At 42.6% G+C, this 23,742-nt stretch carries 22 protein-coding genes and 1 pseudogene; 8 read left to right on the top strand and 15 right to left on the bottom strand.

What is annotated here, in order from left to right; translation table 11 throughout:
• Positions 1-440 precede the first annotated feature (440 nt).
• Together EQO05_RS12280 and EQO05_RS12285 are read left to right on the top strand one after the other, a co-directional pair.
• The gene (locus EQO05_RS12280) at positions 441-3,566 is read left to right on the top strand and encodes a fasciclin domain-containing protein (protein ID WP_240664646.1); all 3,126 of its coding nucleotides are present in this window, start codon (positions 441-443) and stop codon (positions 3,564-3,566) included.
• Positions 3,567-3,930: 364 nt separating this feature from the next.
• Positions 3,931-5,004, top strand: a complete 1,074-nt coding sequence (locus EQO05_RS12285) for a mechanosensitive ion channel family protein (RefSeq protein WP_128506971.1) — start codon at positions 3,931-3,933, stop codon at positions 5,002-5,004.
• Between the two features lie 76 nt (positions 5,005-5,080).
• Here the strand turns inward: EQO05_RS12285 and EQO05_RS12290 are convergent, their stop codons facing one another.
• Genes EQO05_RS12290 through iorA form a run of 3 tightly spaced genes read right to left on the bottom strand, consistent with a single transcriptional unit; the run spans position 5,081 to position 8,881 of the window.
• Positions 5,081-6,388, bottom strand: coding sequence for a phenylacetate--CoA ligase family protein (locus EQO05_RS12290; RefSeq protein ID WP_128506927.1), 1,308 nt, complete (start codon positions 6,386-6,388; stop codon positions 5,081-5,083).
• Positions 6,389-6,413: 25 nt separating this feature from the next.
• Positions 6,414-7,013: an indolepyruvate oxidoreductase subunit beta gene (locus EQO05_RS12295; RefSeq protein WP_128506929.1), complete on the bottom strand. Its 600-nt coding sequence runs from the start codon at positions 7,011-7,013 to the stop codon at positions 6,414-6,416.
• A complete protein-coding gene (gene iorA / locus EQO05_RS12300) occupies positions 7,010-8,881 on the bottom strand; it encodes an indolepyruvate ferredoxin oxidoreductase subunit alpha (protein WP_128506931.1) in 1,872 nt (623 codons plus the stop codon). The genes EQO05_RS12295 and iorA overlap by 4 nt, the downstream gene beginning before the upstream one ends.
• A gap of 734 nt (positions 8,882-9,615) precedes the next feature.
• Here iorA and EQO05_RS12305 point away from each other — a divergent pair.
• Complete coding sequence (locus EQO05_RS12305) at positions 9,616-9,858, top strand: hypothetical protein (protein ID WP_128506932.1); 243 nt, start codon at positions 9,616-9,618, stop codon at positions 9,856-9,858.
• 529 nt (positions 9,859-10,387) lie between these two features.
• Here EQO05_RS12305 and EQO05_RS12310 read toward each other — a convergent pair.
• From EQO05_RS12310 to EQO05_RS12320, 5 genes are all read right to left on the bottom strand, one after another.
• Entirely contained in the window at positions 10,388-10,588 is a 201-nt protein-coding gene (locus tag EQO05_RS12310) for a hypothetical protein (RefSeq protein ID WP_128506934.1), read from the bottom strand.
• Between the two features lie 441 nt (positions 10,589-11,029).
• Complete coding sequence (locus EQO05_RS12315) at positions 11,030-11,449, bottom strand: pyridoxamine 5'-phosphate oxidase family protein (RefSeq protein WP_128506936.1); 420 nt, start codon at positions 11,447-11,449, stop codon at positions 11,030-11,032.
• 150 nt (positions 11,450-11,599) lie between these two features.
• Positions 11,600-11,764: a hypothetical protein gene (locus EQO05_RS15615; protein ID WP_164888549.1), complete on the bottom strand. Its 165-nt coding sequence runs from the start codon at positions 11,762-11,764 to the stop codon at positions 11,600-11,602.
• Positions 11,765-12,239: 475 nt separating this feature from the next.
• Complete coding sequence (locus EQO05_RS15620; RefSeq protein WP_164888550.1) at positions 12,240-12,395, bottom strand: hypothetical protein; 156 nt, start codon at positions 12,393-12,395, stop codon at positions 12,240-12,242.
• Positions 12,396-12,616: 221 nt separating this feature from the next.
• Positions 12,617-13,789, bottom strand: coding sequence for an NADP-dependent malic enzyme (locus EQO05_RS12320; protein ID WP_370273790.1), 1,173 nt, complete (start codon positions 13,787-13,789; stop codon positions 12,617-12,619).
• Between the two features lie 349 nt (positions 13,790-14,138).
• Between EQO05_RS12320 and EQO05_RS12325 the strand changes: the two genes are divergently transcribed.
• Both EQO05_RS12325 and EQO05_RS15625 read left to right on the top strand, forming a co-directional pair.
• On the top strand, positions 14,139-14,534 hold the full coding sequence (locus EQO05_RS12325) for a Mov34/MPN/PAD-1 family protein (RefSeq protein WP_128506938.1): 396 nt from the start codon (positions 14,139-14,141) through the stop codon (positions 14,532-14,534).
• A 375-nt stretch (positions 14,535-14,909) separates the two neighbouring features.
• Positions 14,910-15,083, top strand: coding sequence for a hypothetical protein (locus EQO05_RS15625; RefSeq protein ID WP_164888551.1), 174 nt, complete (start codon positions 14,910-14,912; stop codon positions 15,081-15,083).
• Positions 15,084-15,362: 279 nt separating this feature from the next.
• On the opposite strand, the gene EQO05_RS12330 is transcribed toward EQO05_RS15625, so the two are convergent.
• Entirely contained in the window at positions 15,363-15,653 is a 291-nt protein-coding gene (locus EQO05_RS12330) for a KEOPS complex subunit Pcc1 (RefSeq protein WP_128506940.1), read from the bottom strand.
• A 129-nt stretch (positions 15,654-15,782) separates the two neighbouring features.
• The gene (locus EQO05_RS12335; protein ID WP_128506942.1) at positions 15,783-16,256 is read right to left on the bottom strand and encodes an rRNA maturation protein; all 474 of its coding nucleotides are present in this window, start codon (positions 16,254-16,256) and stop codon (positions 15,783-15,785) included.
• Positions 16,257-16,764: 508 nt separating this feature from the next.
• Between EQO05_RS12335 and EQO05_RS12340 the strand changes: the two genes are divergently transcribed.
• The 3 genes from EQO05_RS12340 to EQO05_RS12350 all read left to right on the top strand — a co-directional run bounded on the left by EQO05_RS12340 (position 16,765) and on the right by EQO05_RS12350 (position 20,429).
• Positions 16,765-18,576, top strand: a complete 1,812-nt coding sequence (locus tag EQO05_RS12340; RefSeq protein ID WP_128506944.1) for a hypothetical protein — start codon at positions 16,765-16,767, stop codon at positions 18,574-18,576.
• A 798-nt stretch (positions 18,577-19,374) separates the two neighbouring features.
• Positions 19,375-19,680, top strand: coding sequence for a hypothetical protein (locus EQO05_RS12345; protein WP_128506946.1), 306 nt, complete (start codon positions 19,375-19,377; stop codon positions 19,678-19,680).
• Positions 19,681-20,198: 518 nt separating this feature from the next.
• The gene (locus tag EQO05_RS12350) at positions 20,199-20,429 is read left to right on the top strand and encodes a 4-oxalocrotonate tautomerase family protein (RefSeq protein WP_128506948.1); all 231 of its coding nucleotides are present in this window, start codon (positions 20,199-20,201) and stop codon (positions 20,427-20,429) included.
• Between the two features lie 197 nt (positions 20,430-20,626).
• On the opposite strand, the gene EQO05_RS12355 is transcribed toward EQO05_RS12350, so the two are convergent.
• From EQO05_RS12355 to EQO05_RS12375, 5 genes and pseudogenes are all read right to left on the bottom strand, one after another.
• On the bottom strand, positions 20,627-20,764 hold the full coding sequence (locus EQO05_RS12355; protein WP_128506950.1) for a DNA-directed RNA polymerase subunit P: 138 nt from the start codon (positions 20,762-20,764) through the stop codon (positions 20,627-20,629).
• A 20-nt stretch (positions 20,765-20,784) separates the two neighbouring features.
• Positions 20,785-21,069 (bottom strand): 50S ribosomal protein L37ae, encoded by a 285-nt coding sequence (locus tag EQO05_RS12360; RefSeq protein WP_128506952.1) that lies wholly within the window; start codon positions 21,067-21,069, stop codon positions 20,785-20,787.
• Between the two features lie 184 nt (positions 21,070-21,253).
• Positions 21,254-22,054 carry an exosome complex protein Rrp42 gene (rrp42, locus tag EQO05_RS12365; RefSeq protein WP_128506953.1) on the bottom strand — a complete coding sequence of 267 codons (801 nt, stop codon included), beginning with the start codon at positions 22,052-22,054 and terminating at the stop codon, positions 21,254-21,256.
• The gene (gene rrp41 / locus EQO05_RS12370; protein ID WP_128506955.1) at positions 22,038-23,507 is read right to left on the bottom strand and encodes an exosome complex exonuclease Rrp41; all 1,470 of its coding nucleotides are present in this window, start codon (positions 23,505-23,507) and stop codon (positions 22,038-22,040) included. Before rrp41 ends, rrp42 begins: the two co-directional genes overlap by 17 nt.
• Before the next feature lie 75 nt (positions 23,508-23,582).
• Positions 23,583-23,742 (bottom strand): annotated as a pseudogene (locus EQO05_RS12375) (RNA-binding protein); the annotation flags it as partial.

The raw sequence follows: 23,742 nt of genomic DNA on the forward strand, positions 1-23,742 counted from the left end.
TAATAAAAAATAATAATAATTTTATATTTAAGATCCGCTTTTTCGCAGATAAAATTTTTAGTTATTTACTGACTGACTCCTGCCTGCAAATAAGCGGACAGGAAAGAATAATGCATTTAAGTCCTGAAATACGAACAAAAGAGTTCTTTTTGCAGGCAATATCGAATAAAGAAATTGAAACTACAAGCAGAGTCTGGAAGACTCTTTAAATTTTAAGGGTTTGAATAAATTTCACAGAATACACATTATTCATTATAAAATAATATTAATAAGAAGATACAAATACTCTTTGTATGATATATAAAGTTGGAAATCATACATATTCACACAAAATAAATCTTTAGGCAGATTAAAACGGGGTATAGCTCTAACATAAGGGAACATAAGGGATTGCTGTCTGCTGAAGGGATTAAGCGGGGGAATTCAGGATTAGATCACGATTGAATATTGTAGTTTATACTTTGACTATTTTGCTACTGGTGAGCGCGGCTGCCTGCATCGCGTCTGCGCAGGATGAAGAAACAACGGCTACGACGAATCTGACAGGAAATATATCGGTAGGAGCAACCGTACTGTACAATGATACAGTAAACCTGACTGAAGGAAACTTCACCTTCACACCGGACAACTCTACCCAGTCCTATCAGGTAGACAACTTTACGGATATTGGAGCTCTCAATGCAACAGGACTCCAGTATAATGTGTCCGTACTGCAAGATGCGAATATGACCAATGTGTCCGTACTGGAAGGCATAGAGGGCATAAGGAACAATTATACGAGCGGAGAAATCTGGTTTGTATATATAAACGGAGAACTTGCTGAAGAAAACTTCGGGATGAACCCTGTAGCTGATGGGGACAACCTGAGCTTCTGGTACACGGTTGAAGAAAATGGGGAAGCCGCAATCGAGAACGCAACCTATGTGGCCAGCATTACAGTTGCCAGGGAAGAAGGCATTAGAGAAGAAGGCATGGAGCAGGGACAAAACCTGACCGAACTGTATAACGATACTGTGAATCTCACTCAGGGAACCTTCATGTTCAGGCCGGAAAACTCTACCCGGACCTACCAGGTAAATAACCTCACAGACCTCGGGGCTCTCAATGCGACAGAACTTGACTTTAACGCCTCGGTAATGCAGAATATAACTGGAAATATGACTGGAAACATGACCGGGAATATGACTGGAAACATGACCGGGAATATGACTGGAAACATGACCGGGAATATGACTGGAAATATGACCGGAAACGTGACTCCAGAGTTCATGCTCCAGAGCATAGAGGGCATAAGGAACAACAATACTACCGGAGAGATGTGGTTCGTATACATAAACGGAGCACCCGCTGATGAAAACTTCGGAATGAATAATGTGACTGACGGAGATAACCTCAGCTTCTGGTACACGACTGCACAGAATGGAGAAGCCGCAATTGAGAATGCGACTTATGTTGCCAATATTACGGTTTCCGCAGAAGAGCTATCGAATATTCTTCAGGAAGCAGAAACTCAGCAAAACCTAAGTACTTTCGTAAGTGCAGTTGAGGCTGCAAACCTGACACAGAACCTCACCGGGGAAGGGCCTTACACGGTTTTTGCGCCGAGTGACGAAGCCTTCAATGAGCTTCCGGAAGAAACCGTTAACGAACTGATGAATGATACGGAAATGCTGAGGGAAGTCCTGACCTACCATATGGCTGAGGGACAATTTACCCGGGAGGTGCTTGCCAGAACTGACAATATTACCAGCGTTCAGGGCAATGTACTTGAGGTAAATGCGACAAACGGCAATATCACAATAGAAAACGCAAATATCACACAGGTAACTCCTGCAAGCAACGGAGTCCTCTGCGTAATTGATAGAGTGCTCATCCCTCCGGACAGTGGAATTCCTTCCGATGGCGGGGAAGAACTGACCGAGCTGTATAATGATACCGTAAATCTCACTCAGGGAACCTTCATGTTCAGGCCGGAAAACTCTACCCGGACCTACCAGGTGAATAACCTCACAGACCTCGGGGCTCTCAATGCGACAGAACTTGACTTTAACGCCTCGGTAATGCAGAATATGACCGGGAATATGACTGGAAACATGACTGGAGCCCAGACCGGAGGCGTGACTCAGTCCCAGAGTGCAAATCTTACAACCGGAACTCAGACCGCAAATCTGACCCAGACTCAAACAGGAACCGTTACCCAGGCACCGGAAGAAAATATGGCCGGTGACATGACAGGAAACGTAACTCCAGAATTCATGCTCAAGAGCATAGAAGGCATAAGGAACAATAATACGACCGGAGAGATGTGGTTCACTTACATTGACGGAATACCGGCAAACAGAAGCCTCGGAATGAATAACGTAACCAATGGAACCAATATCAGCTTCTGGTACACAACTGAACGGAACGGAGAAGCTGAGATTAACAATGCAACCTATGTTGCCAATCTTACGGTTGCCGTAGAAGAAGGTATGGAACCGGAAGATAACCAGACGGGCGGGAACCAGACCACAAACCAGACGGGCGGGAACCAGACCATAAACCAGACTATTGTTCAGGCAGCACAGAATCAGACAAATTTGACCACTTTTGTAAATGTCGTGCAAACTGCAAACCTGACCCAGACCCTCAACACAGGGAACTATACGGTCTTTGCCCCGAACAATGAAGCCTTCAATAAGTTGCCAGCGGAAACTCGCAATGAGCTTATGAACGATACGGAACTGCTCAGGGAGGTTCTCTCCTACCATACCGTAAACGAAACACTGACCAGCGAGCAGCTTGTCAGTATGAATAATCTCACCACTATTGGAGGCGGTATACTCCAGATAAATGTCGAACAGAATAATATAATGATACAAAATGTGAATATTACGCAAATAACCGTTGTAAACAACGGAGTTATCTGTGAGATTGATGGGGTGCTCATTCCTCCAGGCAGTGGGATAGAAGACAACCAGACAGACGATAACCTGACTGGAGGTATTCCCGTTGTCAACCAGACCGGAGGAAACCAGACTGGAATCTGGCACTTCTTCTCAATACCGTTTGAAGCTAATAATACAAGCGTGAACTACCTGCTTTCAGGAGTAAACTACAACTCTCTGACCTATTACAACGCTTCAAGCAAACGCTTTGAGAATGTTTCAAGAATCGAGCCGCTGAAGGCATACTGGATTAATGTTCCTGACGGAACCCAGTTCAATGCTTCCCAGCAGTTCGCTTCAGTTGAGAAGAAGCTTGTTACGGTTCCGCCAAGCCTCAGGGTTTACCCTGGATGGAATGCTCTGGGCTCACCTGTAAATATTACTGTCCCTGCAGAACTTGCGTTCATAACGCTCGACAGCCTGAATGATAACTCGAACAATAGCTCGAATAACAGCTCGTTTGCAAAAGTTGTCGGACCCTGGGTGCCAGGCAATAACACTACAGGCTATTATCAGTATGTCGGATACAATGGCTTTAATGGAACGATAACCGAGAACCAGCTGGGGACTGACGAGTTCGAAGTCAGGCCTTTCGAGGGGTACTGGGTATTTGTGGATCAGCAAGATTTGTATGCCTGAGAAACCGGATACGGGGACTGGATATAAAGAACTCGATAGAAGATGAAAGAATAAAAGATATGATAAGGGATTAGAACAGGAAGTAATAAAAATTTGGAAAAAACTTCAAAAGCCGGAGAAGGAGATTTCGTTTACGAATTTCCTTCTTCGAATTTTTAAATAATTGGGAAAGTTTCACTTTAAAGATTAACCAAAATTTTATTTTAGATTTTTCAAAATCTTTTTACATTAAGAATCCTCTTAAAATTTGCTTTAATTCCTTGCTGTTCAGCCGGAAGAACCTTTTTTTCAACCTTTACTTTTTTACAGTCTTCATCTTTTTAAATCAATATTTATTTAAAGCTTCTTGCCAATCACTCAGGGCATGGAAACCCCCGAACCCCCGTCCTCTTTTACAGAAAATATATCTTATTTTGATAGAGGATTAGAACAGGCATTTACCTGGTTTTCAGATAACCTTGGTACGTTTTTGTTCATACTTTTCATCGGCCTGATCACTATCCTTGTCGCAAGGAATGTAAACCGCCTTATGGATAGTTATTTCAAAAGAGCAAACAGCAGGCTGCATGTGGATACCACGTCTTTCCGGATGTTCAGGCATATTGTGGTCGCATTAATCTATTTTATGGGAATTGTTGTTGTAGTTTTCAGCATTCCCGGACTTCGAAGCCTCTCAGTTGCTCTCTTTACAGGGGCAGGAATCGCCGGTATTGTCATCGGTCTTGCAGCCCAGAGCACACTCAGCAATATAGTTGCAGGGCTTTCCCTTGCCATTTTTCAGCCTTTCAGGGTTGGAGATCGGTTGAATATTATGAACGAGTACGGAAAAGTTACGGATCTTAATCTAAGGCATACCGTGATCATAACCTGGGATAACAGGCGGCTCATAATCCCTAACTCCATAATCAGCAATGAAGCAATAATTAACTGGACTATAGAAGATCCTGCAGTGATCTGGCCGATCGACATAGGAATAAGCTATGATGCCGATATTGACCAGGCAAGAGGAATCATGATCGAGGAAGCCAGAAAGCATCCCAATGTCATGCCCCCGCAGGAAGTTAAGTATAACGTGGTGAAGCCGAGCTTAATCAGGTCCGAAACCATAAGAATGGGACTTTTTGACTCCCCTGTGCTTCACCCCGTAGACCCGGATTTCAGGGAAAGAGGAGAAGTTAAAGTAAGTGTTGTCGAACTGGGAGAATCTTCCGTAAATCTCCGTATGAATGTCTGGTTCAAAGACAGGAGTGTTGCGTACAGTTCAGGCTGCGAAATCATGGAAGCTATTAAAAAGCGCTTTGATAAGGAAGGTGTAGAAATTCCATATCCACATAGGACTATTGTGTATAAAAATAGTCCAGGGAAAGAAAAGAAAGTTGCTGAAAAGTTATCCGGTGCCGAGGGAGATAAAATCAGGTGTGTTGTTAAAGCCGATTAATCGTTGTAAAAGCCAGTTAATAATACTGGCAGTTCGGAAAGTAAGAAATGGGTTGATGAAGGGTTAAGACGGGATTTCACAATTCCCTTTCATCAATTACTCTTTTCGTCTTTTTCATGCTGCGGGGTAGTTCTCCTATCTTTACGCCCACAACATCCACGGTTACGCCTATGAAGTCTTTGAAGGCTTTTCCGAGGGTTTTCTGGGTCTTTTCTTTTATTGCGGGATCTTCTGCGCCTTCAATCTCGACCCTGAATATCATGCTGTCCCGGCCGTCCCTGCGTGTAAGCAGGATCTGGTATTCGCTGCTCACGCCCGGAACCCGATGAATAATATCCTCAATCTGTCCGGGGTAGATATTTACAGCTTTGAACTTTATGCGGTCGTCCGACCTTCCCAGAATCCGGTCAATTTTCGGGAACGGACAGCCGCATTTACAGAGTCCCGGAACAATCCTTGTCAGGTCCCTTGTCCTGTAGCGAATGAGAGGAGCCCCTTCCTTTGTGAGGGTCGTGATTACAAGTTCTCCGAGCGTGCCCTCAGGAAGCTGCTCGCCTGTAATAGGATCGATTATCTCAAAGAGCAGGTGGTCGGACCAGTAATGCATGCCTTCATGGAAAGAGCAGTCAAGAGCAATTCCAGGCCCGTAGATCTCGGTCAGCCCGTAAATATCGAAAGTCTCTACCCCGAGTTCATTTTCGATTCGGCTGCGCATTTTTTCACTCCAGCGCTCCGAGCCTATAACTCCTACCCTGAGCTGAATCTGAGATTTAAGCCCACGCTTTTCAATTTCCTCGGCAAGCAAAAGCGCATAGGAAGATGTGCTTGCAAGGGCTGTGGATTTCAGGTCAACAAGCATTTCGAGCTGTTTTTCGGTATTTCCCGGACCAGTAGGTATGGCCATCGCTCCCAGGCGTTCAGCCCCGAGCTGGAACCCGATCCCTGCAGTCCAGAGCCCGTACCCTGGAGTAATCTGAATCCTGTCCAGATTGGTAAGGCCTGCCAGCATGTAGCAGCGCATCATCATCTTGGCCCAGGTATCCACGTCTTTCCGGGTGTAAGGGATAATCACGGGTTTTCCTGTGGTTCCTGACGAGGAATGAATCCTTACAACCTCCGAATCAGACACGGCCTTCAAACCAAGCGGGTAGGCATCCCTGAGTTCTTCTTTATGCGTGAATGGGAGAAGCTTCAGATCTTCAAGCGATTTTATGCTCTCAATATCGACATTTGCTTCCCCGAACTTTTTCTGATAAAAAGGGCTGTTTTCAACTACGCGCTTCAGCATTGCCTTCAGTTTTGCAAAGGAATCTTCTTCCGAGATTTCAGGATGGTAAAGCTCGGCATTGGGATCAAGTTCAGCCTCAGTAGATGCTTCATACATATAATTTCACCTTCTGCTCCCCGGTTCAGGTGCCGGAGATAAATCGGATACACTTCATTGCACGTTCGAATGCGGCTCTGTTCACAGCCCTGTATTTTTCAGGGATTTCGGCATCAAGTACTGCCTTTAAAGTTTCTTCCGAAAAGGGTAAGGCTCGAGCGCCCACAGCCGCTCCAAGCATTGCTACGTTTGCAGCCCTGTATGTTCCCACATCTTCTGCAAGCTCCGTGAAATCGGAGCAGAGAATCTCAGGGTAGCACTCAGATAAAAAGGAGAGTAAAGCGGCAGGGTCATATTCAGGGCTTCCTGGAGGCCTCGATGCCGGAGGGATTGCATGGGTATTTACCAGAACCTTTCCACCCTTTCTGAGAAAAGGTAGATTTCGTATGGTTTCTGCGGGTTCCAGGCCTAAGAGCAGGTCTGCCTGCCCAATGGGGATAAGTGATCCGGAAACTTTGTCTCCTATCCTTATATGGCTGCTAACCGAGCCTTCCCTCTGAGACATGCCTATGGTTTCGGCAGTACTTACATGGAATCCGGACTTCATTGCAGCAAGGGCAAGCATGCGGGAGGCAAGCACGACGCCCTGCCCACCGACACCTGCAATCAGAATATCGTATTTCACAGTTTTACCCCTCCTATGCCGATAGCTTCCGACGGGCAGATCTGCGCACAGAGCCCGCAGCCGCTACAGCTGTCCTGTATAACGGGCTTATCCGCATCAAGGTTAAGCGCAGGGCAGCCGAGTTCTTTTACACAGAAACCACAGCCTGTGCAGGCTTCAGGTTTTATCTCATAATATTTGCCAGACTTTGTAATCCCTGCGCACCTGCCTTTGAATACTACTACGGATGGACCCTTAAAATTCATGGCTTCCTTTGCGGCTTTTACGCAACTCCCAAGGCTGTCCGCCTCTACGGTATTTACAGTCTTTATAAACTCAATCCCGCAGCTCCGGACCACGTCTGCAATCTCAATGGCTTTCGAGGCGCTTCCGAGTGCTGTCAGACCTATGCCGGGATGGGGCTGGTGACCTGTCATTGCAGTTGTCCGGTTGTCAAGTACGGCAAGCGTGATGTCGGCTCCGTTATAAACAGCATTTACCACCGCAGGGATGCCTGAGTGGAAAAAAGTCGAATCCCCGATAAAAGCCACCTGTTTTGCCTGCGGGTTGGTACGGGAGAGCCCTCCTGCAATGCTTACCCCGGCTCCCATGCAGAGGCAGGTATCTACCATGTTAAGGGGATAGGCATTTCCAAGGGTATAGCAGCCGATGTCCCCGGAAAAAATCGTGTCAGCCTGGGTTTCTTTCTTAAGCTGCTTTGCAGCCTGCTTGAAAGCGTAAAAGACGGTTCTGTGCATGCAGCCGGCACAGAGAGTCGGAGCCCGGACCGGAAGCGGCGGAAGCTTTTCCTTTGAGATGGCGGGAACGGCACTGGAAAGGCGCAAACTCTCCCCGAAAGCTGAGAGTGCAAGATTAATGCCGTCAGTTACAAGGTTCACATTGTATTCCCCGCCCACAGGGAAAAAGCCATTCTTTTTTCCGTAGACGTCGACAGGTAAATGCGCTTTTCCTATGAGCTGGAGCACCTGCTCTTCAAGATAAGGGTCAAGCTCTTCAGCCACTATCAACCGGTCAATTTCTTTCAGGAAGGAAAGGGCTGCTTTTTCAGGAAACGGGTACACCGTCCCGACTGTGAAGAGGGTAAAAAGCTCTTCAGAATACCTGACAGACTCCATTGCTTCCTTTACATAAAGCGCTGAGACGCCTGAGGCAATAATCCCGATTTTTCCCGTGCCTGAAACCGAATTGAAAGGAAGCTCGGAAAAGCGCTCGGAAAGCTGCTCCTGCACGCCCTCAAGCCAGGGATGCCGCTCGGCGGTAAGCCTCGGAAAGATCGTCCAGCGCCTGTCCTTTACAAAACCCTCGCCAACAGCTTCAACAGGCTCAGGTTCTGCAACTGCAACTTCAACGTCCCCGCAACTGTGAGAAACCCGCGTGGTGGTTCTCAGGATAACGGGAATCTCGAATTCGTGCGAAAGCTCAAAAGCCAGCTTTGTCATTTCATATGCTTCCTGAGGGGTTGCAGGGTCCAGGACAGGAATGTTTGCAAAGTGCCCGAATGCCCGCGTATCCTGCTCGGTCTGTGAGGAATGAGGTCCGGGATCGTCGGCAACAAGCAGGACAAGGGCTCCTTTTACCCCGATATAGCTCAGGCTCATGAGGGGATCGGATGCAACATTCAACCCTACCTGCTTCATGGTCACAAGCGCCTTTGCCCCGGAATAAGCCGCCCCCACCGCTGTTTCAAGCGCAACCTTTTCGTTGCTGGACCACTCGGTATAGATACCGCACCTGTCCGCATACCGGATAATCGTTTCCAGAGCCTCAGTCGAAGGAGTTCCCGGATATCCCGTAACCACCTGCACGCCGGCTTCAATTGCTCCAAGTGCAATGGCTTCATTACCCATTAACAGTTTTTTATCAGTCAATAAATCATCTCGAATCGCGGGTAATATTTTAACAAATTGATAATATTAATAAACTTCCATAAATCCTGAAGTAAACAAGTAAACTTGAGAAGAATTTGAATTAGCTGAATTCTCAAAACCATGTATCAAAACCATTTTGAGAACCTGAAAACCACTTTAAGGCACTTAACCGTTTTTGCGCCACGGAAAATTAATGCCCATCTATGTACAGTGTTGCGGGAAGAAGTACGTAAAATTCGAATATAAAGTTTTTGTTTTATCCTGAGCCAGCTTTTATGAAAAATCAGAGCTGCACTAACGGTTACTATCGACTAACCGCCAAAAGAAAAATAATGATATAAAAGATAATGATATAGAAGAAAAGCAACAAAAATATTCCAGAAAACTATTTTTTAGCATTTTCTAGGGCGTGGGGATCGTCAAAGAGGTTTTATCCAATTTAAAGAGATCCCGTTACATACGCTAATTCCCCACCACCCATAGAATATAATGCTAAAGTTCTATATATACCTGACTCAAAAAAGAAGATTGTGTGTTTTTTTAGGCCTAATGGTCTAGTTATATTTGCCTCCTTTTTAAAGAGAGTTTGAAGGAGTTTAGTTTTGAATAGCAGGTCTTAATGACAAACCGAAAATACGCGTTATTACCCGGCAGAAAGTTGATCCTGATCCAGAAGAAACGGGCGCCACAACTCACCGGAAATTATTTTTATATTTTGTAGCATTGTTAAAGACATGAATAACGAAGATAAAGCGACAGGCGACGCCGACCAGAGCCGTGAATTCGGAGCAATGGGAGAACTCCTACGCGAACTCCAGAAAGAGGAGATGGAGCAAAACGAGATCTCCCCTGCAGAAACTCCGGAATCAAGGATAACACAAAACACGATCGACCTCATGACAGAGATCAATGCAACATTAAAAGAGATCGCAGAAACACAGAAAAGCATACTGGAAGAGCTCAGAATGATTAAATAATTGCAAGCCTACAAGCCTTTTACAAAAAGGCTTGAGCGAAAACTTTTTCAAAAAAAGTTTTATCAAAAACGCGTGCTTTATCTAGATCGGAGTAACCGGAGCGTGATCGACCGGCGATACGCAAACTTTTTCAAAAAAAGTTTGATCAAAAACCCTGATTTATCTAGACCGCTGTAACCGGGGCGTGATCGACCGGCGCAACGGTCGCGGCACAACGGTTGCAATTAAAAGTTGAACCAGAAAAACCGGAACTAAGAATCGAGAGCTAGCAGATTTCTCAGGTCATCTCCGATTTTGAATATATTTTGTTTCCGATTTGTAACCTGGCTTTTAGTTTGTAATTCTCAGAATATGCGGTTCTTTGTAGTGCAGCTCTCGATTTCCTTAATATTGAACTCTCTTAATCCCCTTAATCTCCTCAATCTTACTTCCTTAATTTTTATTTCCTTAATTTTTATTTCCTTAATTTTTATTTCCTTAATTTTTATTTCCTTAATTTTTATTTCCTTAATTTTTATTTCCTTAATTTTTATTTCCTTAGTGCTTCCTGAACCTTTCTGGTGTTTTCTATGGCTTTTCTCTTTAGTTCGATCATCTTTTCCATTTCAGCTATTTTGGCTTCCAACCAGAGTATCTTCATGTCCATCTTCATTAAAGCGATTTCTTTTTTCTGATTTTCGGGAAGAATTTCCCAGATTTCCATCATCATTCCTTCATGACCTTCATGCATGCTCGATTGCCCCCTTTTCCCTAGCAATGATTCAACTAACGGCTGCCGTAACAAAGATAAGAGACTGGAAAAAAGCTACTGGCATCATAAAGAGATTATTATTACTGACATATAATAACTAGAGAAATATAAATAAGAATCCAATAATAATTAGAAATAGAGCTTGAAGAGGAAAGGATGTCAAAGAATATACTGGCGGTCCTATATTTTGTTCACAGCTTACTGAGAATATTAACCTGAAGGAAAAGTTAACTTGATCCTGGCTGGCAGCCTGGGTTTCTTCAGAAAACTCCGTTTTTCCCGATTCCGGAATTAGAGAAGGATTGCAGGTCGGGAGGCTGGGCATACGTTTTTAAGCGAGCCTGTAAATTTTAACCTGTGATCCTTCCGCTTCCCGGCTACTGTCCGGTTATCTTCTCGTTCAATTCGGAGGATTTGAATTCAGATCGATTTCTCCCAGCCCTGCCCGAAATCTACCAGAGGCCTGACTTCATACACCTCGAAGGTCAGAGCAGCGTATATCAGCTTTGCGCCTTCTTCGCCTACGAAATTGGCAGCCTGGGTCCGGATCATTTCGAGCAGTTCTCCGGATGTTGAATGCTCTTTCAGCTTCATGTAAACCCGGATGCCTTTCCAGTCAGTAATTGAGTCTCCTGGCTCCATAATCGTATACATTGCATGCGGGTTTTCCAGAAGATTTGCAAAGGTACGGTTATTCGCAGTTGCCGCTATAACAGTCTTCTCATCGACCATCTGAGGCGAGCCGAATACAGCCGAATCGACCCGTCCGTCATTGCCGGACGTGCTGAGAACGCCAAGCCTGGGAGCTTTGTTGAAATATTCTATCAGGTTTGATTGCATATTCTATCTCCTTTGCATTAGTATTATCACTCATCCTTTAAAAAAAAGCAGATTATTCCGGAGTTTTACCTTCCTCGAAGGCAGCTTTTATATAGCCTCTGCAAAGCCAGCATCTGAGGACAGGACAGAAATTACAGTATCTGCTTGACTTTATACAATTTTTCTCCCAAAAATCACTGCAAAATGATACAATTTATACATGCAGCTTACATCACAAAAACCGGTCTCTTTTATCCGGCTCAATTGTTGATCCAGTGTTGTTTCCCTATCAAGCTTTATTCTCTCATAACCAGCCAGACTTTCTTCTTCAGGCAACCCGCTTCCCTCGATATACTGCCTCCATGATGCGCATGAAACTCCTGAGGAATTCCTGAAAACTTCAAAATAAACAGACAATTAAAGAGAAAATGAGAATCTGATGTAGAAAAATAAGAATCTGATGTAGAATAATAAGAATCTAATGTAGAAAATGAGAATCTGATGTAGAATAATAAGAATCTAATGTAGAAAATGAGAATCTGATAGAAAAATAAGAATCTGATAGAAAAATGAGAATCGGATGTAGAGAGTAAGAACGGATGTAAAACTAACGAGGAAAGATCATAAGGTAACGTCTTTAATGTAGGTTTTTAATATAGACATTTATTGAAAGTTTTTAATAAATTCTTCTTAGAATAACTTTATATAATCTATTACTTTACTATCACAGTAACTTATCTTCTTTATTATCTTTTATCCTGTTTATTGTACTGTTTATTTTTAATTTGACCTCTTGCGTTTGCTTTATTGTTCATTCTTTCAGTTTCATAGGCTCTCCGCAACAGTCCATATCGCCGGCACAGCCCATAGCGCAGCTGTCACTTGTGCATTCATTTATTACTTTGAGTTCAAGTCCGCATCTCTCACAGACAAGAGTTTGACCAGTTTTCAGATCGTTGCAATTCATTCCATACCACTCCGATATATGACAGAAAAAGTATGTAACTCAGGTTCAAATGATTTGCGAAACAATAATTCTGAAGATTTGTTTGTGAATCTGCTACTGGAGAAGGAAACAAACCCAATATTATATTGAAGGGCTTTTACCAGGTAAAAAAAGAGGCTAATATGCCGGAAAAAATGGGAAATATGGCTACAAGCAGGACTTTAGCCGGAACCCGGGGGATCTCAGGCATTGTCTTCATGGCTCTTCCTAGCAACGCAACTTTCAAGAGATGCATCTGCAACGGCTTTTGCAACGGCTGGTACTACATGCCTGTCAAGGGGGTCAGGAATTATGTGGTCTTCGGAAAGCTCGCTGGCAGTTACGACCTCAGCAAGCGCATGGGCTGCAGCCATTTCCATTTCAGGCGTTATTTTCCTTGCGCAGGTGCTCAGAGCCCCTTTGAAAACGCCCGGGAAACTCAGGCAGTTATTAAGCTGATTTGGGAAATCCGACCTGCCTGTAGCAACAATCCTTGCTCCTGCCCGTTTTGCAGCATGAGGCATTATCTCAGGCACAGGGTTTGCCATGGCCATAATAATTGCATCTTTCGCCATAGAACGAACCATATCCTCGGTAACTACACCTCCGACCGAGACCCCGATAAAAAGATCAGTATTATGGAAGGCTTTTTCGAGCCCTCCTTTCAATCTTTCAGGGTCCGTAAGCCTGGCAATCTCTTCTTTTACAGAATTCATACCATTTTTCCGGCCCTGATACACGATTCCTTTACTGTCGCAGGTAAGAATTCTTGCCGGATTTGCACCTGCCCGGACAAGAAACCGGAAAATTGCAACTCCTGCAGCCCCAAGGCCCGAAATTATGATTTTCAACTCATTTAACTCTTTATTCACGATTTTAAGGGCATTAAGAAGCCCGGCAAAAACTACAATTGCAGTCCCGTGCTGGTCATCGTGCATAACCGGCAGTTCGAGCTCCTCACGCAACCTGGTTTCGATTTCAAAGCAGCGGGGAGCACTGATATCCTCAAGGTTAATGCCTCCGAAAACAGGAGCAAGGTGCTTTACTGCTTTTATTACCTCTTCAGTTTCCTGGGTGTCCAGACAGATAGGAAAGGCATCAATATCTGCGAATTCCTTGAAGATGATCGCTTTTCCCTCCATCACAGGCAGGGCAGCGTAGGGTCCAATATTCCCGAGCCCGAGCACCGCAGACCCGTCAGTGACAACAGCAATGGTATTTCTCTTCAGTGTATAAAAATAGGCAAGCTCAGGATCTTTGCTTATTCTTCTGCACGGCTCGGCGACCCCGGGAGTATAGGCAACGCTGAGATCATGTATTGTTCGAAGGCGGACTTTACTTGCGACCTCAAGTACGCCTCCAAGCTGCCGGTGCATTGCAAGCGATTCCTTATAGAGGGATGTATGTGTATCATTATCTTTTTCCTGATGTATTTCCAGATCCCTTAGAGCATCCTTTTTCGTATCCACTGCAAGCTTCTTCTCCATATCCCTTCCGGAATTCCGTTTAAGGCGAGCTTCCACATCTGAAACCGAGCGAGTATCTTTTACTCCAATTCCCCCTGACAATATTTAACACTGAGAGCGAAGCCTCAACCCGACCAGGCTCTGAGAAATTAAATTTCCTTTGTTAATAGTCTATGCAAACCGTAAATAAACTCACTGCCCGATAACTCCTGAGCCATTACCGCAGAAATGATATACCTTTTCAGGAGAATAGTTCTCTATGCAAATTAAGGGAATAGCCCGGGATACCCTCAACTTTATCCTCGAAGCCAGCAAATCCATGGCTCCTGTGGAGTTCGCCGGACTTTTGCAGGAGAAAGACGGCATTATCAGTGAGGTGCTTATATTGCCCGGTACGGAGTCCAGCGATACGAACGCAATTCTAAGGCTTTACATGATGCCGAATATTAAAGCTACCGGCTCTGTCCATAGCCATCCTGGCTCGAACCGCAGCCCTTCGCAGGCTGACCTGCAACTCTTTTCAAGAACCGGAAACTACCATATCATAGTGGGGCGCCCCTATAATAAGCAAAGCTGGACATGCTACGATAAAAAAGGAAAAACAATCGAGCTTCCTGTGCTTGATGTGGAATTTGAAGATTACGAGGAATTCTGACTTAAGTAGCAGCCTTGAAAAATCCGGTTAAAGTTTCTCTCTACAAAACTCTCTACAACAAAGTGTCCATTCCTTTGGGAAAACCGATAAACAGAGATAAGTAATCGGCAAACGACCGGCAAAAGCTTTCAAAATTTTAGTATAAATAACTTTAGTTAGTTTTGAAATCTCCGGCAATTTACCGACACAAACCCTTATCTCCGTCCGGATTGCCTACCAAAAATTTTTTATTTACAGATACATATTGTTTAGGGGATACATCCTCGTACTCATGGTATCTGAGGAGGAGCGATTTTTTGCTTCAGGGTTTGTATCCGGGCAAACACTCTGGGATGAAAACCAGGTGCCTTCACATATCTGGAGGTAGTAATTAAAATGCCTACATGCCAAGACTGCAGATTTTATACGGCTATTGACGAGTTGAAAGGCGAATGTTTCAGCCTGGGCTTTGAAGTACGCGGGAAAACCGATTCCAAGAAGTGCCCGGAGCGGGCTTTCAGACCAAACAAAGGCCCCAGATCAAAAAAGTCCGGAGCGCGCAGCTATTAAAAACAGAAAAATAAAGGCAGAGAAAAGCCCGAAAATAAGAAAGAGCTTAAAAAGAGGTTTAAAGTGTAAGATGAATTGAAATGACCTCCAGCCCTCACAGGAATTCCGGGATGCATATACAACTTCTCTTTTTTTGCCTGCCGGAATTAAGCGAGCTAAAAGAAATCTCATTAAATTTTTAACTTTTGTCTGGTTTTAGTCCTGCTTATCTTAACATCACTCAGAGGATTTTCCACATATTATATAGTTCACCGGAATTCTGCTGTTTAAATTCCCACATCAGCTAATGCGGCAAGGAGAATCGGTCTTAGATGTGGTCTTAGATGTGGTCTCAGAAGTGGTTTCAAGGACTTCCTGGGCAATCTGGATAAGCCTGAACCAGGTGTTCAGGGCTGAGCGGAGGGAAACGACGTCTTCGGCTTTTACGCTCAATACCAGCCTGTTTTTGTCCTCAAGGGACAGGTCTATTGCAGACCTTTCGGAAAAGTTATCATGAAGTTCGGGCAGGACAGCCCTGTAGATAGTTTCTGCGGTTTCGGTTTCAAAAGTGAATTCTGCGAAAAGTTTCAAGGAACTCCTCCTGAAAAATCCTGTTAAAATGCTGTTTTTAATTACTTTGACAGTTTTTGAAGCGATAAGAAAGATCGGTTTATAAAACCGAACTCTTAAAATAAAGGGTCAAAATAAGGGGTCTGGAGGTCAGTACTTTTTAAAACCCCGTATATTAAGCTTAAAAAGGGACTTTCCGCTGCCCATAAAATCGACATCTTTTTCCCCGACAAGCATAAGTGTGGAATCGGATGGAAGCTGATCGATTTTATCGCTCTCAACCCTCTGAAACTGGAAATAAGACCCAAGGGCGTCTGCAATTTCACCCTGACCTGCGAGCGCGGGCTCGATATCCGGGAACCAGTAGGAATCAAGCTCTTTGGAATACCAGTCCGTAAACCTGAGCGAGAAAAGAAGCTTTCCGTTTTCATCGTAAAAGCCAAGCTCCCCCGGATTTCCGTGGTACTCTCCTATGACTATAAGAGGCCCCCCCTCCGCGAACTCCAGAAGCTCCTGCATGCCCATCTTTCCACGTGTTATACACCTGCCAGCTATGAACCGCGAAAGTAACTTGCAAAGCGTCCTTGTCCGCGCAGAAGGTTTGCGAGAGGTAGTAATTAGCATACTTCCCCTGACAGGTTAGAAGTATATATTAATTTCTACTTGCTGGGTTAAGATTTTAGATTTTTTCTAGTTGGGAGCGAGTATAATCGGAATATAGGAATCTCGAATGAAAACACAGGGAGTTATACTATCTTTCTTTCTAAAGGTAATGGAGTTAGCCCAATATCTCATAAAAAAGGAAAACTGGATTTTGTCTTTAAACGCATTAAGGTCACAAAAACATAGGGTACACATTCAGAGTTTAATATAGGAAAACAGCAAATTGAATATTAAACTTTTACCGCAGATTACCACGAATAGTAAACAATGATAGGAATTTTAGTAAGCAATTTGAGTAATGTAAGTTATGATTTATTTTTTAAGAATATGTTCAAATCGAAGCAAATAGTCTGGTTTTATATACTAATTCTGACTTTTCAACAAATACTACTAACTTTTGGGATAGGCTATATATACGATTGATCGAGATTTTTTTTGGGATATAGTAAGATTCTTAATAGGGCTCATTTTGGAGACTATAGAATCTTTGGCACATTTCATATTGAAAGTTTTTAAGTTATTAATAGTAGACCCGATACAGAAAATAGAAAGGTTCTTAATAATTCTTAAGCGAAGAATACGAAAAGAATTACGCAGTGATATTTTTCGTTGGGTAACTTCTTGTATTATTTGTTCTCTGTTGGTAGGTTATCTGACTCATCTCTATTCAAATTTTTATGAAAATAATACAGATAATGTTCAATCTTTTCTTAATTCTATTTCCCAAGGGCTTGCAGCCTTTTTTGCCCTAGTATTTACAATTTCCATCTTCGGTGCTCAAACGATGGGAATATTTACAGCACTAGATAAAGTTATGGACAAATGGACAAAAACGTACATGGTTTTGTTCTCTTTTGGTATAATTTTCCCTATATGGCAATTGATAACAGGTAAATATTCATTCAACTTGTTTTTATTTTTGGAAAATAAGGGTATAACTTTACCTTTACTACAACTGAAAATAGGTACACATTCAATTAATCTATATTCTGTTGGAAATATAGATTTCTTAGCATTAGACATGATCTTAGCATCTTTCTGTGTTCTAGCAATAATACCATTTACTATTAAAATTAATAGAATCGCAAAATATGAGGTGGGTATATCGAAATTGTATGGCGAGGCAAAAGTTGCGATTAATTCTGGAAATGAGGTTGTTTCTTCAGATAATATTTCTAGATTAGGCGAATTAGGTCGTAGTGCGTTGAAAGAATCATTGCCTGACGAAGTTATGTCCATTACAACCGGCATCAGGAGACTTGGAAACCTTAGTCTTAAGAACAATCTAAAAGATTCAACTACTCAAGCTATCATTGAATTGAAATCTTTAGGTTTTATAGCAATGAATCAAAAAACTAAAATCGGATATTATCCAGTACCTTGGCCTGTAATGAATAGTAACATTAGTTTGCCTGAATACCCAATTGCTTGGAATATCACAAACGGGTTTAGGGAAATCTGTATTGGTAGTATTGATACTAACTCTGATGAATTGACTGTATCTGTTTCGTGTGAGCTTCTATTTTATATTGGGTATATGTATGTTCAGAAGATTAGGACTACTTATCATAAAACCATATCTCGTCAATTACGTATGATTCTCCCTAATCAATTGAGCCTAATAGGAGGAGATTGGAGTAACCGGAAAACTCCGACAATAGCTGAAATGTTATTCGAAATAGCTGAAAAAGCAACTAAAAAAAAGGAATCCCTATTTTGTTGGAACGACGTTACAAGAAAAGACTTAGATAAAATAAATAAATTTTTCAGAGAAGATTTGCAAATGTATTTTGAAGCTTGGAATATTAAAAAAATAGATGATGAGAAAACTATAATTTTTTTCGGTAATATAAGTAATTACAGCCTTGTGCTGGAATATAAACAGGCAATTTTGAGTCATCAATCTCATCGTACAGGATTAGAAGAACCTGAATGTGTAAAAGTGTTACCTATTAGTAAAAAAGATGGCAAAATATACATATGTCGATTTAAGTACAACGAAACTTTAAAGCATTCTTTAATATACTTATGGATTATCGGTACTTATATCATGAAAAATTACCCAACTTGGGTTACTGAGCGTCTAATTTTTCAGATTAGACGCTCAGAGAAATCTGATATAAGGTCTATTTTTGAGAGTGAATATATTCAACAAGAAACGTCACGTTTTATCCGCACTGACGGCATACCGGATGATTTTAAAGATATTGTAAATTATATCGAAGAATTCCGAGAATTTTACTTTGGATTTGAAGATTATTTACAACATAAACGAGACTGAAATCAGAGAGAAAATATACTGTTAGAATTTTATAATAACTTGAATTATATTGTTTCTCTTAGTCCCTTCATAATATACTTTTAAACTGATTCGTTCTTCCTACAAGAGGAACACACAATTTATGACCGATTACCTTTCACTTTAGAGCAAAATCTTCTTGAGAAATACATATAAAGCTTGAAAATAAACCTTTCAATAGCCCTTTACTTATTTTATTCCTGATTACCTAATAGATACAGGAAATATTAATAGTTCAAATTAATAATTAATATGAAAAGCTTTTATATTTTTGTTATAATAACCTTATATTGTGGGGTAGGATAATATTGGGCTGTTAAGTGATATTTTTCCAACCTTCCTGGGGTTCTTTCAGGTCTGTATAAGCTAAGGATTTTTTCAGCTACAGTTGAACCTGTAAATGAGCAGCCCTCGTAAACTTGAAAGTAAAGTAAATTATATCAAGGGGTGGAATCTTAATGAGAAGCCGATCTCCTCCAAAGAGGAGAGGTCAGAAACCGAAATTCGATCATGAAAAAATCGAAGAACTCCTCAAAGCAGGTGAAAAACCGGTTAAAATTATGCTTCTGTTGGGTTGTTCTTATGGGGTTTTAAGGTATGTGCGAAAGAAAATGGGGAGAAAGAAAGTATAAGAAAGTATAATTCTTAAAAGAAAGTGTAATTTTGAAAAGATATTCATTTATATTCGGTTAAGATACGATCTGTAAGAAACGCGTTACTTTTAATACATTTTCCTGTAAACCTATTATTACATTTATTGGGTCCTTGAGGGTGAAAAATATGACTAAAAGAATATTTGCAATCGCTTTTACCTTCTTCGTAACAGGTCACATGTTCAGGCGATGGAAACATATGCAAAAATCCCCTGTCTGGAGAGGATTTCTAAGCGAATCTATGTTAATAGAGGACTATGGAAATCTATCGCTTTTCAGGAAACTGGTTTTCTGGGTGGATTATCCTTTTTCATATGCTAAATATTTATGGGTTGTTATATGGGATCGTATTGACAGATTATCCTTTAGAGGTTCAAGGGCAGGATATACTAAAACAGGGATGGAATACCAGAGATCTTATGAAGCGCAATGATATGAGAAGTTAATAGTTATGTTGTAAAGATTGCTATTTTCTTGTTTTCATTTTAAAGGTATTTTTATTTTAAGGCGTTTTTATTTTTTGTTTATTCTCAATAACCATGCGCATAAGCCTCAGGTTACAATTGCGTCAGGGTTGTAGCTCATAGCAGAACGCATAAAATCAGTCTGTTTTTGAATAAAAATTGAGTGAATGCCCTATCTATATGAATTTCAACTTATAGGGAAAATATATTGTCCTTTAGTAAAATTTAACTGAGAATAAGAGTTGCCTTTATTAGTTGATTCCATTTCATATGCGCACTTTGTCTATTGAAATAGTGCCAAAAACATATTTTTGTTTATTGAAATGCTGCCACATATTTAAGAAAATTTTTGGGTTTTAGCAACCTTTTAGAACACTTTCCGATTCTCTTTGTAAATAGTATATTTATAGAAGGACATATTATATAATTGTATTAAATAAAAATGAAAATATAAAAATTCAAACCGTACATAGGGGAGTAGAGAGAAATGCCACTTGTTGATATCAAACTCATTGAAGGTGTATTCTCTGAGGAAGAGATCGAGAAGCTTATTAAGGACGTGACAGACGTTATAGTTTCTTTCATGGGAGAAAATCTCCGTAGCTATACATTAGTAGTAGTCCAGGAAGTAAAGAGCGGAAGCTGGGGGGTCGGTGGACAGGCAATCGGATTAGAGGAAGTTAGGGCCATGCAAAAGGGTACTTTAGAGAAGCCCTAAGCCATAACCGGGAAAAAACAGATAGCAACTGCTTATTGCCACTACCAGTACAGAAAATAAAAAAGAGCTTGATAATATTATCTGAGTAGAAAACGCTACTTTTCATTTGTCCTACGCATCAAATTATTAGATAGGAGGGCTAATATTCACAGAAGCCCAGTCTTTATCTAATATTTTATTTGCCAGGAGTAAGATATTTACTCGGCATTAATGCGTTTAATGGTTGTAGGACGTTCTTTTACCAGGATTCTGTGCCCGCAGTAGGGACACCTTATACCTGTGTACTCGTAGTCAATTTCCACTTTCTGTTTACATCGAGTGCATTTGTAACCCATACAACCACAACCTTATAGATTTATTTTGCCTCAGCAACATTCTTCATCGTGCGCAACAGAGTCTGACCTACACTGGTATACGGGATGTAGGTTCCGCCAGCGAAGGTGTGTCCGCATTTGCTGCACTTCCAGATGCCGGTCCCGATTCTTTTCACAGTTGGGCGGGCGCATTTTGTACATACGTGCGGGGCTCGCATGCGTTCTTCCAGGTCTGCAACAAGCTTTCTGTCCTTTCTGCCGTATCTTGGACCAAATCTGCCTGCTGATCTGGAAATCCTTCCTTTCTTAGTGAACTTTTTTGCCATCGTTAATAACTCCTTAAAATGTAAACGTTTAATCCGAAGCGACTTAAGCCGGAATCTGCTGGCTATGGGTCGGGTCCCTTAAAACCTGATTCTGCTTGTCACTTATTGCACGTGTACTTAGACCGTAATACTGGCATTTCATATTTATATTTAATTAGTCCTGCCAGAATCATTCCGGTCTGAATCATTCCTGCCTTACAAGACTTTCCAGGTAAAGCTCTCTGATTTCGGCTGCCTTTTCGCATGCCATATCGATTGCTTCCAGCACCTCGGTCTCGGTAAAAGAAGCAGAGCCCATTTTCTGCATGCCGGCAACGGCTCCATCCGAGCCTGAAACCACAGTCAGTTTTGTCTCACAAACGGCTTCCTCATCCAGTGAAGGGTCCACCATAAGCTTTGAACCTATCTTGGCAAGAGTCACGCCCACAGGAAGCTCTTTCATTGCAAGGGGCACATTTTGCCCGATTCCATGCTGTTCGTTCGGGACAACCGTGGTCATAAGCGCCGCAATAGCAGCTAGACAGGACGCATCAATGAGATTTCCATCCTCATTGAGGATATGGACATCTATGAAGACGATCCAGACGGATTCTCCAACGGTTATGCAAAGCTTCTTTATATTAATTGCGCCCGATTCCCGGATACCCCTGTCTACAACCCTTGCCATTTCGATTGCTTCTTCCCTTGGTGGCCCTGGCTCAAACTCCGGGGAAGCAATAGGATTCAGTTCCAGGTTGGTAATAATCACGCCTTCATCCTGAGAGTCCGGAAAAGGAGTACCTGTCTGAAGCTTAACCCCTACAAGCACCTGGGTGTTTCCCAGGGTCACCTTTGCCGAACCTTCAGCCTTCGAGATAACATTTGTTTCGAGCTTGATATCCCTGAAATCCTTAAATCCGCGCCCGTCCTGGCGTTTTCCCTTAACCATAAGGTTGTAAATGTAGTCTTTCTTAAGTGTGGCGATAATTTCACTCATCGTTTTCACCTCTGCTTCCGGATTCAGAGGGGTCTTTTACTACCTTCCAGGGCCCTCTGGACTTTTCCTCTTCAGGCTCCTGTTCGGCTTCTACTGCCTGCTCGGCAGGAGCCGTTTCCCTGGATTCTGCTTCGGACTCGACCTCTGGCTCGGATTCAGGAGTTTCTTCTAAAGCAGCTTCCTCAAGCCCGGCTTCTTCTTCAAACTGAGGTTCCTCTTCAAGCTCAAGCTCCTCTTCGATCCCGGCTTCCTCTTCGAGTTCAGGCTCTTCTTCCATCCCGGCTTCTTCTTCAAGCTCAGGTTCTTCTTCAACCTCTGCTTCTTCAGCAAATTCCTCAGTTTCAGACTCGAATCCCATTTCTTCGCAAACGGGTTTTTCGGGCTTAAACGCCTCGGTCTCTTCGGGTTCGGAAACTTCCTCAAAAGAAGCCTCAAGAGCAGCTTCAAACTCAGCTTCTTCTTCAAAAGCTTCTTCTTCAATTTCGGCTTCAATTACTTCTTCTATAACTTCCCCTTCTACTACTTTCGCCTCGGCTTCTTTAATAATCTCTTCGAGTTTCTCGCACTCGGGAGCTTCCTCATCAACAGCGCAGGCTTCAAAGGTTTCCTCGGAAAGCTCTTCCTCTAACTCCTCGGCTTCCTCAATAACCTCTTCTACAGCCGCTGCTTCCGTAGCGTATTCAAGAGAAGGTTCGGTTTCCGTGACTTCAAGCTCAGCCTCTTCAGCTTCTTCCTCAGGCTCTTCAACGGGCGTTTCGAACTTCTTTCTCAGAACTGCCTGCTGGATTTCAAGGATCTCCTTGCAGCCCTTCTTTACGAGTTCGAAGCCTTTCCTAATTTCGTCCGGAGTAAGATTTCCGTCCATCTGGAGCAGGGTAATTTCTCCATCCTGGGTCATAGCAACAGGAAAATCTGCCTCACCATAATTGTCCTCTTCCTTGTTGAGGTCGAGTACGATCTGCCCGTCAACTTTCCCAAAAGCACAGGAAGTAACCAGTCCCTTCATAGGAATACCTGCATCAGCCAGAGCTATGCTTGAGGCATTGATAGCTGCTGTTCTCGTTCCTGCATCAGCCTGGAGCACTTCCACAAAAATATCAATTGCAGTCTTCGGGAAAAGCTCTGCCATAATTACCGGCTCAAAGGCTTCCCTGGAAACTTTTGAAATCTCAATGCTCCTTCTGCTTGGCCCCGGCCTGGCACGGTCTTCTACGGAAAAAGAAGCCATATTGTATCTGTAACGGATAACTGCAGTATTTGCACGCTGCGAACGGCGGGGGTGAGCTTCTCTCGGGCCAAATACTCCTACAAGGATCTTATTCCGTCCCCATTCAAGATAACATGAACCGTCGGCTCGTGAAAGTACGCCGATCTCGATTTTCATGGGCCTGATTTCATCCGCATGCCTCCCGTCAAGGCGCAGCCCATCATCAGCGATTAATTTTTCAGGTTTATCATTCATACTTTAATCTCCAAAAAACTCCTAAAACAACTACTTTACAGAAGCTTTCCTAAATCCCTTATGGCTATCCGGAGTTCAGTTCTTAGGGTCCAGCAGCACATCGATCTTCCTGTATATCTCTTCGGAATGATCTTCTTTTGGCAATTTTACCTCTTTCTTGCCGCTTTTAAAAAACTTGGCGGGCTTTGGTTCTTTCTGCCTGCTCCGCTCATTTTTCAAAAAGTTATAGATCCTG

Origin of the sequence: Methanosarcina sp. MSH10X1 (assembly GCF_004099695.1) — an archaeon.
Classification (GTDB): domain Archaea; phylum Halobacteriota; class Methanosarcinia; order Methanosarcinales; family Methanosarcinaceae; genus Methanosarcina.

Coding starts and splice junctions, on each gene's coding strand:
- EQO05_RS12285 (WP_128506971.1), top strand. CDS start 3,931: ATGGAAACCCCCGAACCCCCGTCCTCTTTTACAGAAAATATATCTTAT.
- EQO05_RS12290 (WP_128506927.1), bottom strand. CDS start 6,388: ATGTATGAAGCATCTACTGAGGCTGAACTTGATCCCAATGCCGAGCTT.
- EQO05_RS12305 (WP_128506932.1), top strand. CDS start 9,616: ATGAATAACGAAGATAAAGCGACAGGCGACGCCGACCAGAGCCGTGAA.
- EQO05_RS12310 (WP_128506934.1), bottom strand. CDS start 10,588: ATGCATGAAGGTCATGAAGGAATGATGATGGAAATCTGGGAAATTCTT.
- EQO05_RS12315 (WP_128506936.1), bottom strand. CDS start 11,449: ATGCAATCAAACCTGATAGAATATTTCAACAAAGCTCCCAGGCTTGGC.
- EQO05_RS15620 (WP_164888550.1), bottom strand. CDS start 12,395: ATGAATTGCAACGATCTGAAAACTGGTCAAACTCTTGTCTGTGAGAGA.
- EQO05_RS12320 (WP_370273790.1), bottom strand. CDS start 13,789: ATGCACCGGCAGCTTGGAGGCGTACTTGAGGTCGCAAGTAAAGTCCGC.
- EQO05_RS12325 (WP_128506938.1), top strand. CDS start 14,139: ATGCAAATTAAGGGAATAGCCCGGGATACCCTCAACTTTATCCTCGAA.
- EQO05_RS15625 (WP_164888551.1), top strand. CDS start 14,910: ATGCCTACATGCCAAGACTGCAGATTTTATACGGCTATTGACGAGTTG.
- EQO05_RS12335 (WP_128506942.1), bottom strand. CDS start 16,256: ATGCTAATTACTACCTCTCGCAAACCTTCTGCGCGGACAAGGACGCTT.
- EQO05_RS12345 (WP_128506946.1), top strand. CDS start 19,375: ATGACTAAAAGAATATTTGCAATCGCTTTTACCTTCTTCGTAACAGGT.
- EQO05_RS12350 (WP_128506948.1), top strand. CDS start 20,199: ATGCCACTTGTTGATATCAAACTCATTGAAGGTGTATTCTCTGAGGAA.
- EQO05_RS12355 (WP_128506950.1), bottom strand. CDS start 20,764: ATGGGTTACAAATGCACTCGATGTAAACAGAAAGTGGAAATTGACTAC.
- EQO05_RS12360 (WP_128506952.1), bottom strand. CDS start 21,069: ATGGCAAAAAAGTTCACTAAGAAAGGAAGGATTTCCAGATCAGCAGGC.
- rrp41 (WP_128506955.1), bottom strand. CDS start 23,507: ATGAATGATAAACCTGAAAAATTAATCGCTGATGATGGGCTGCGCCTT.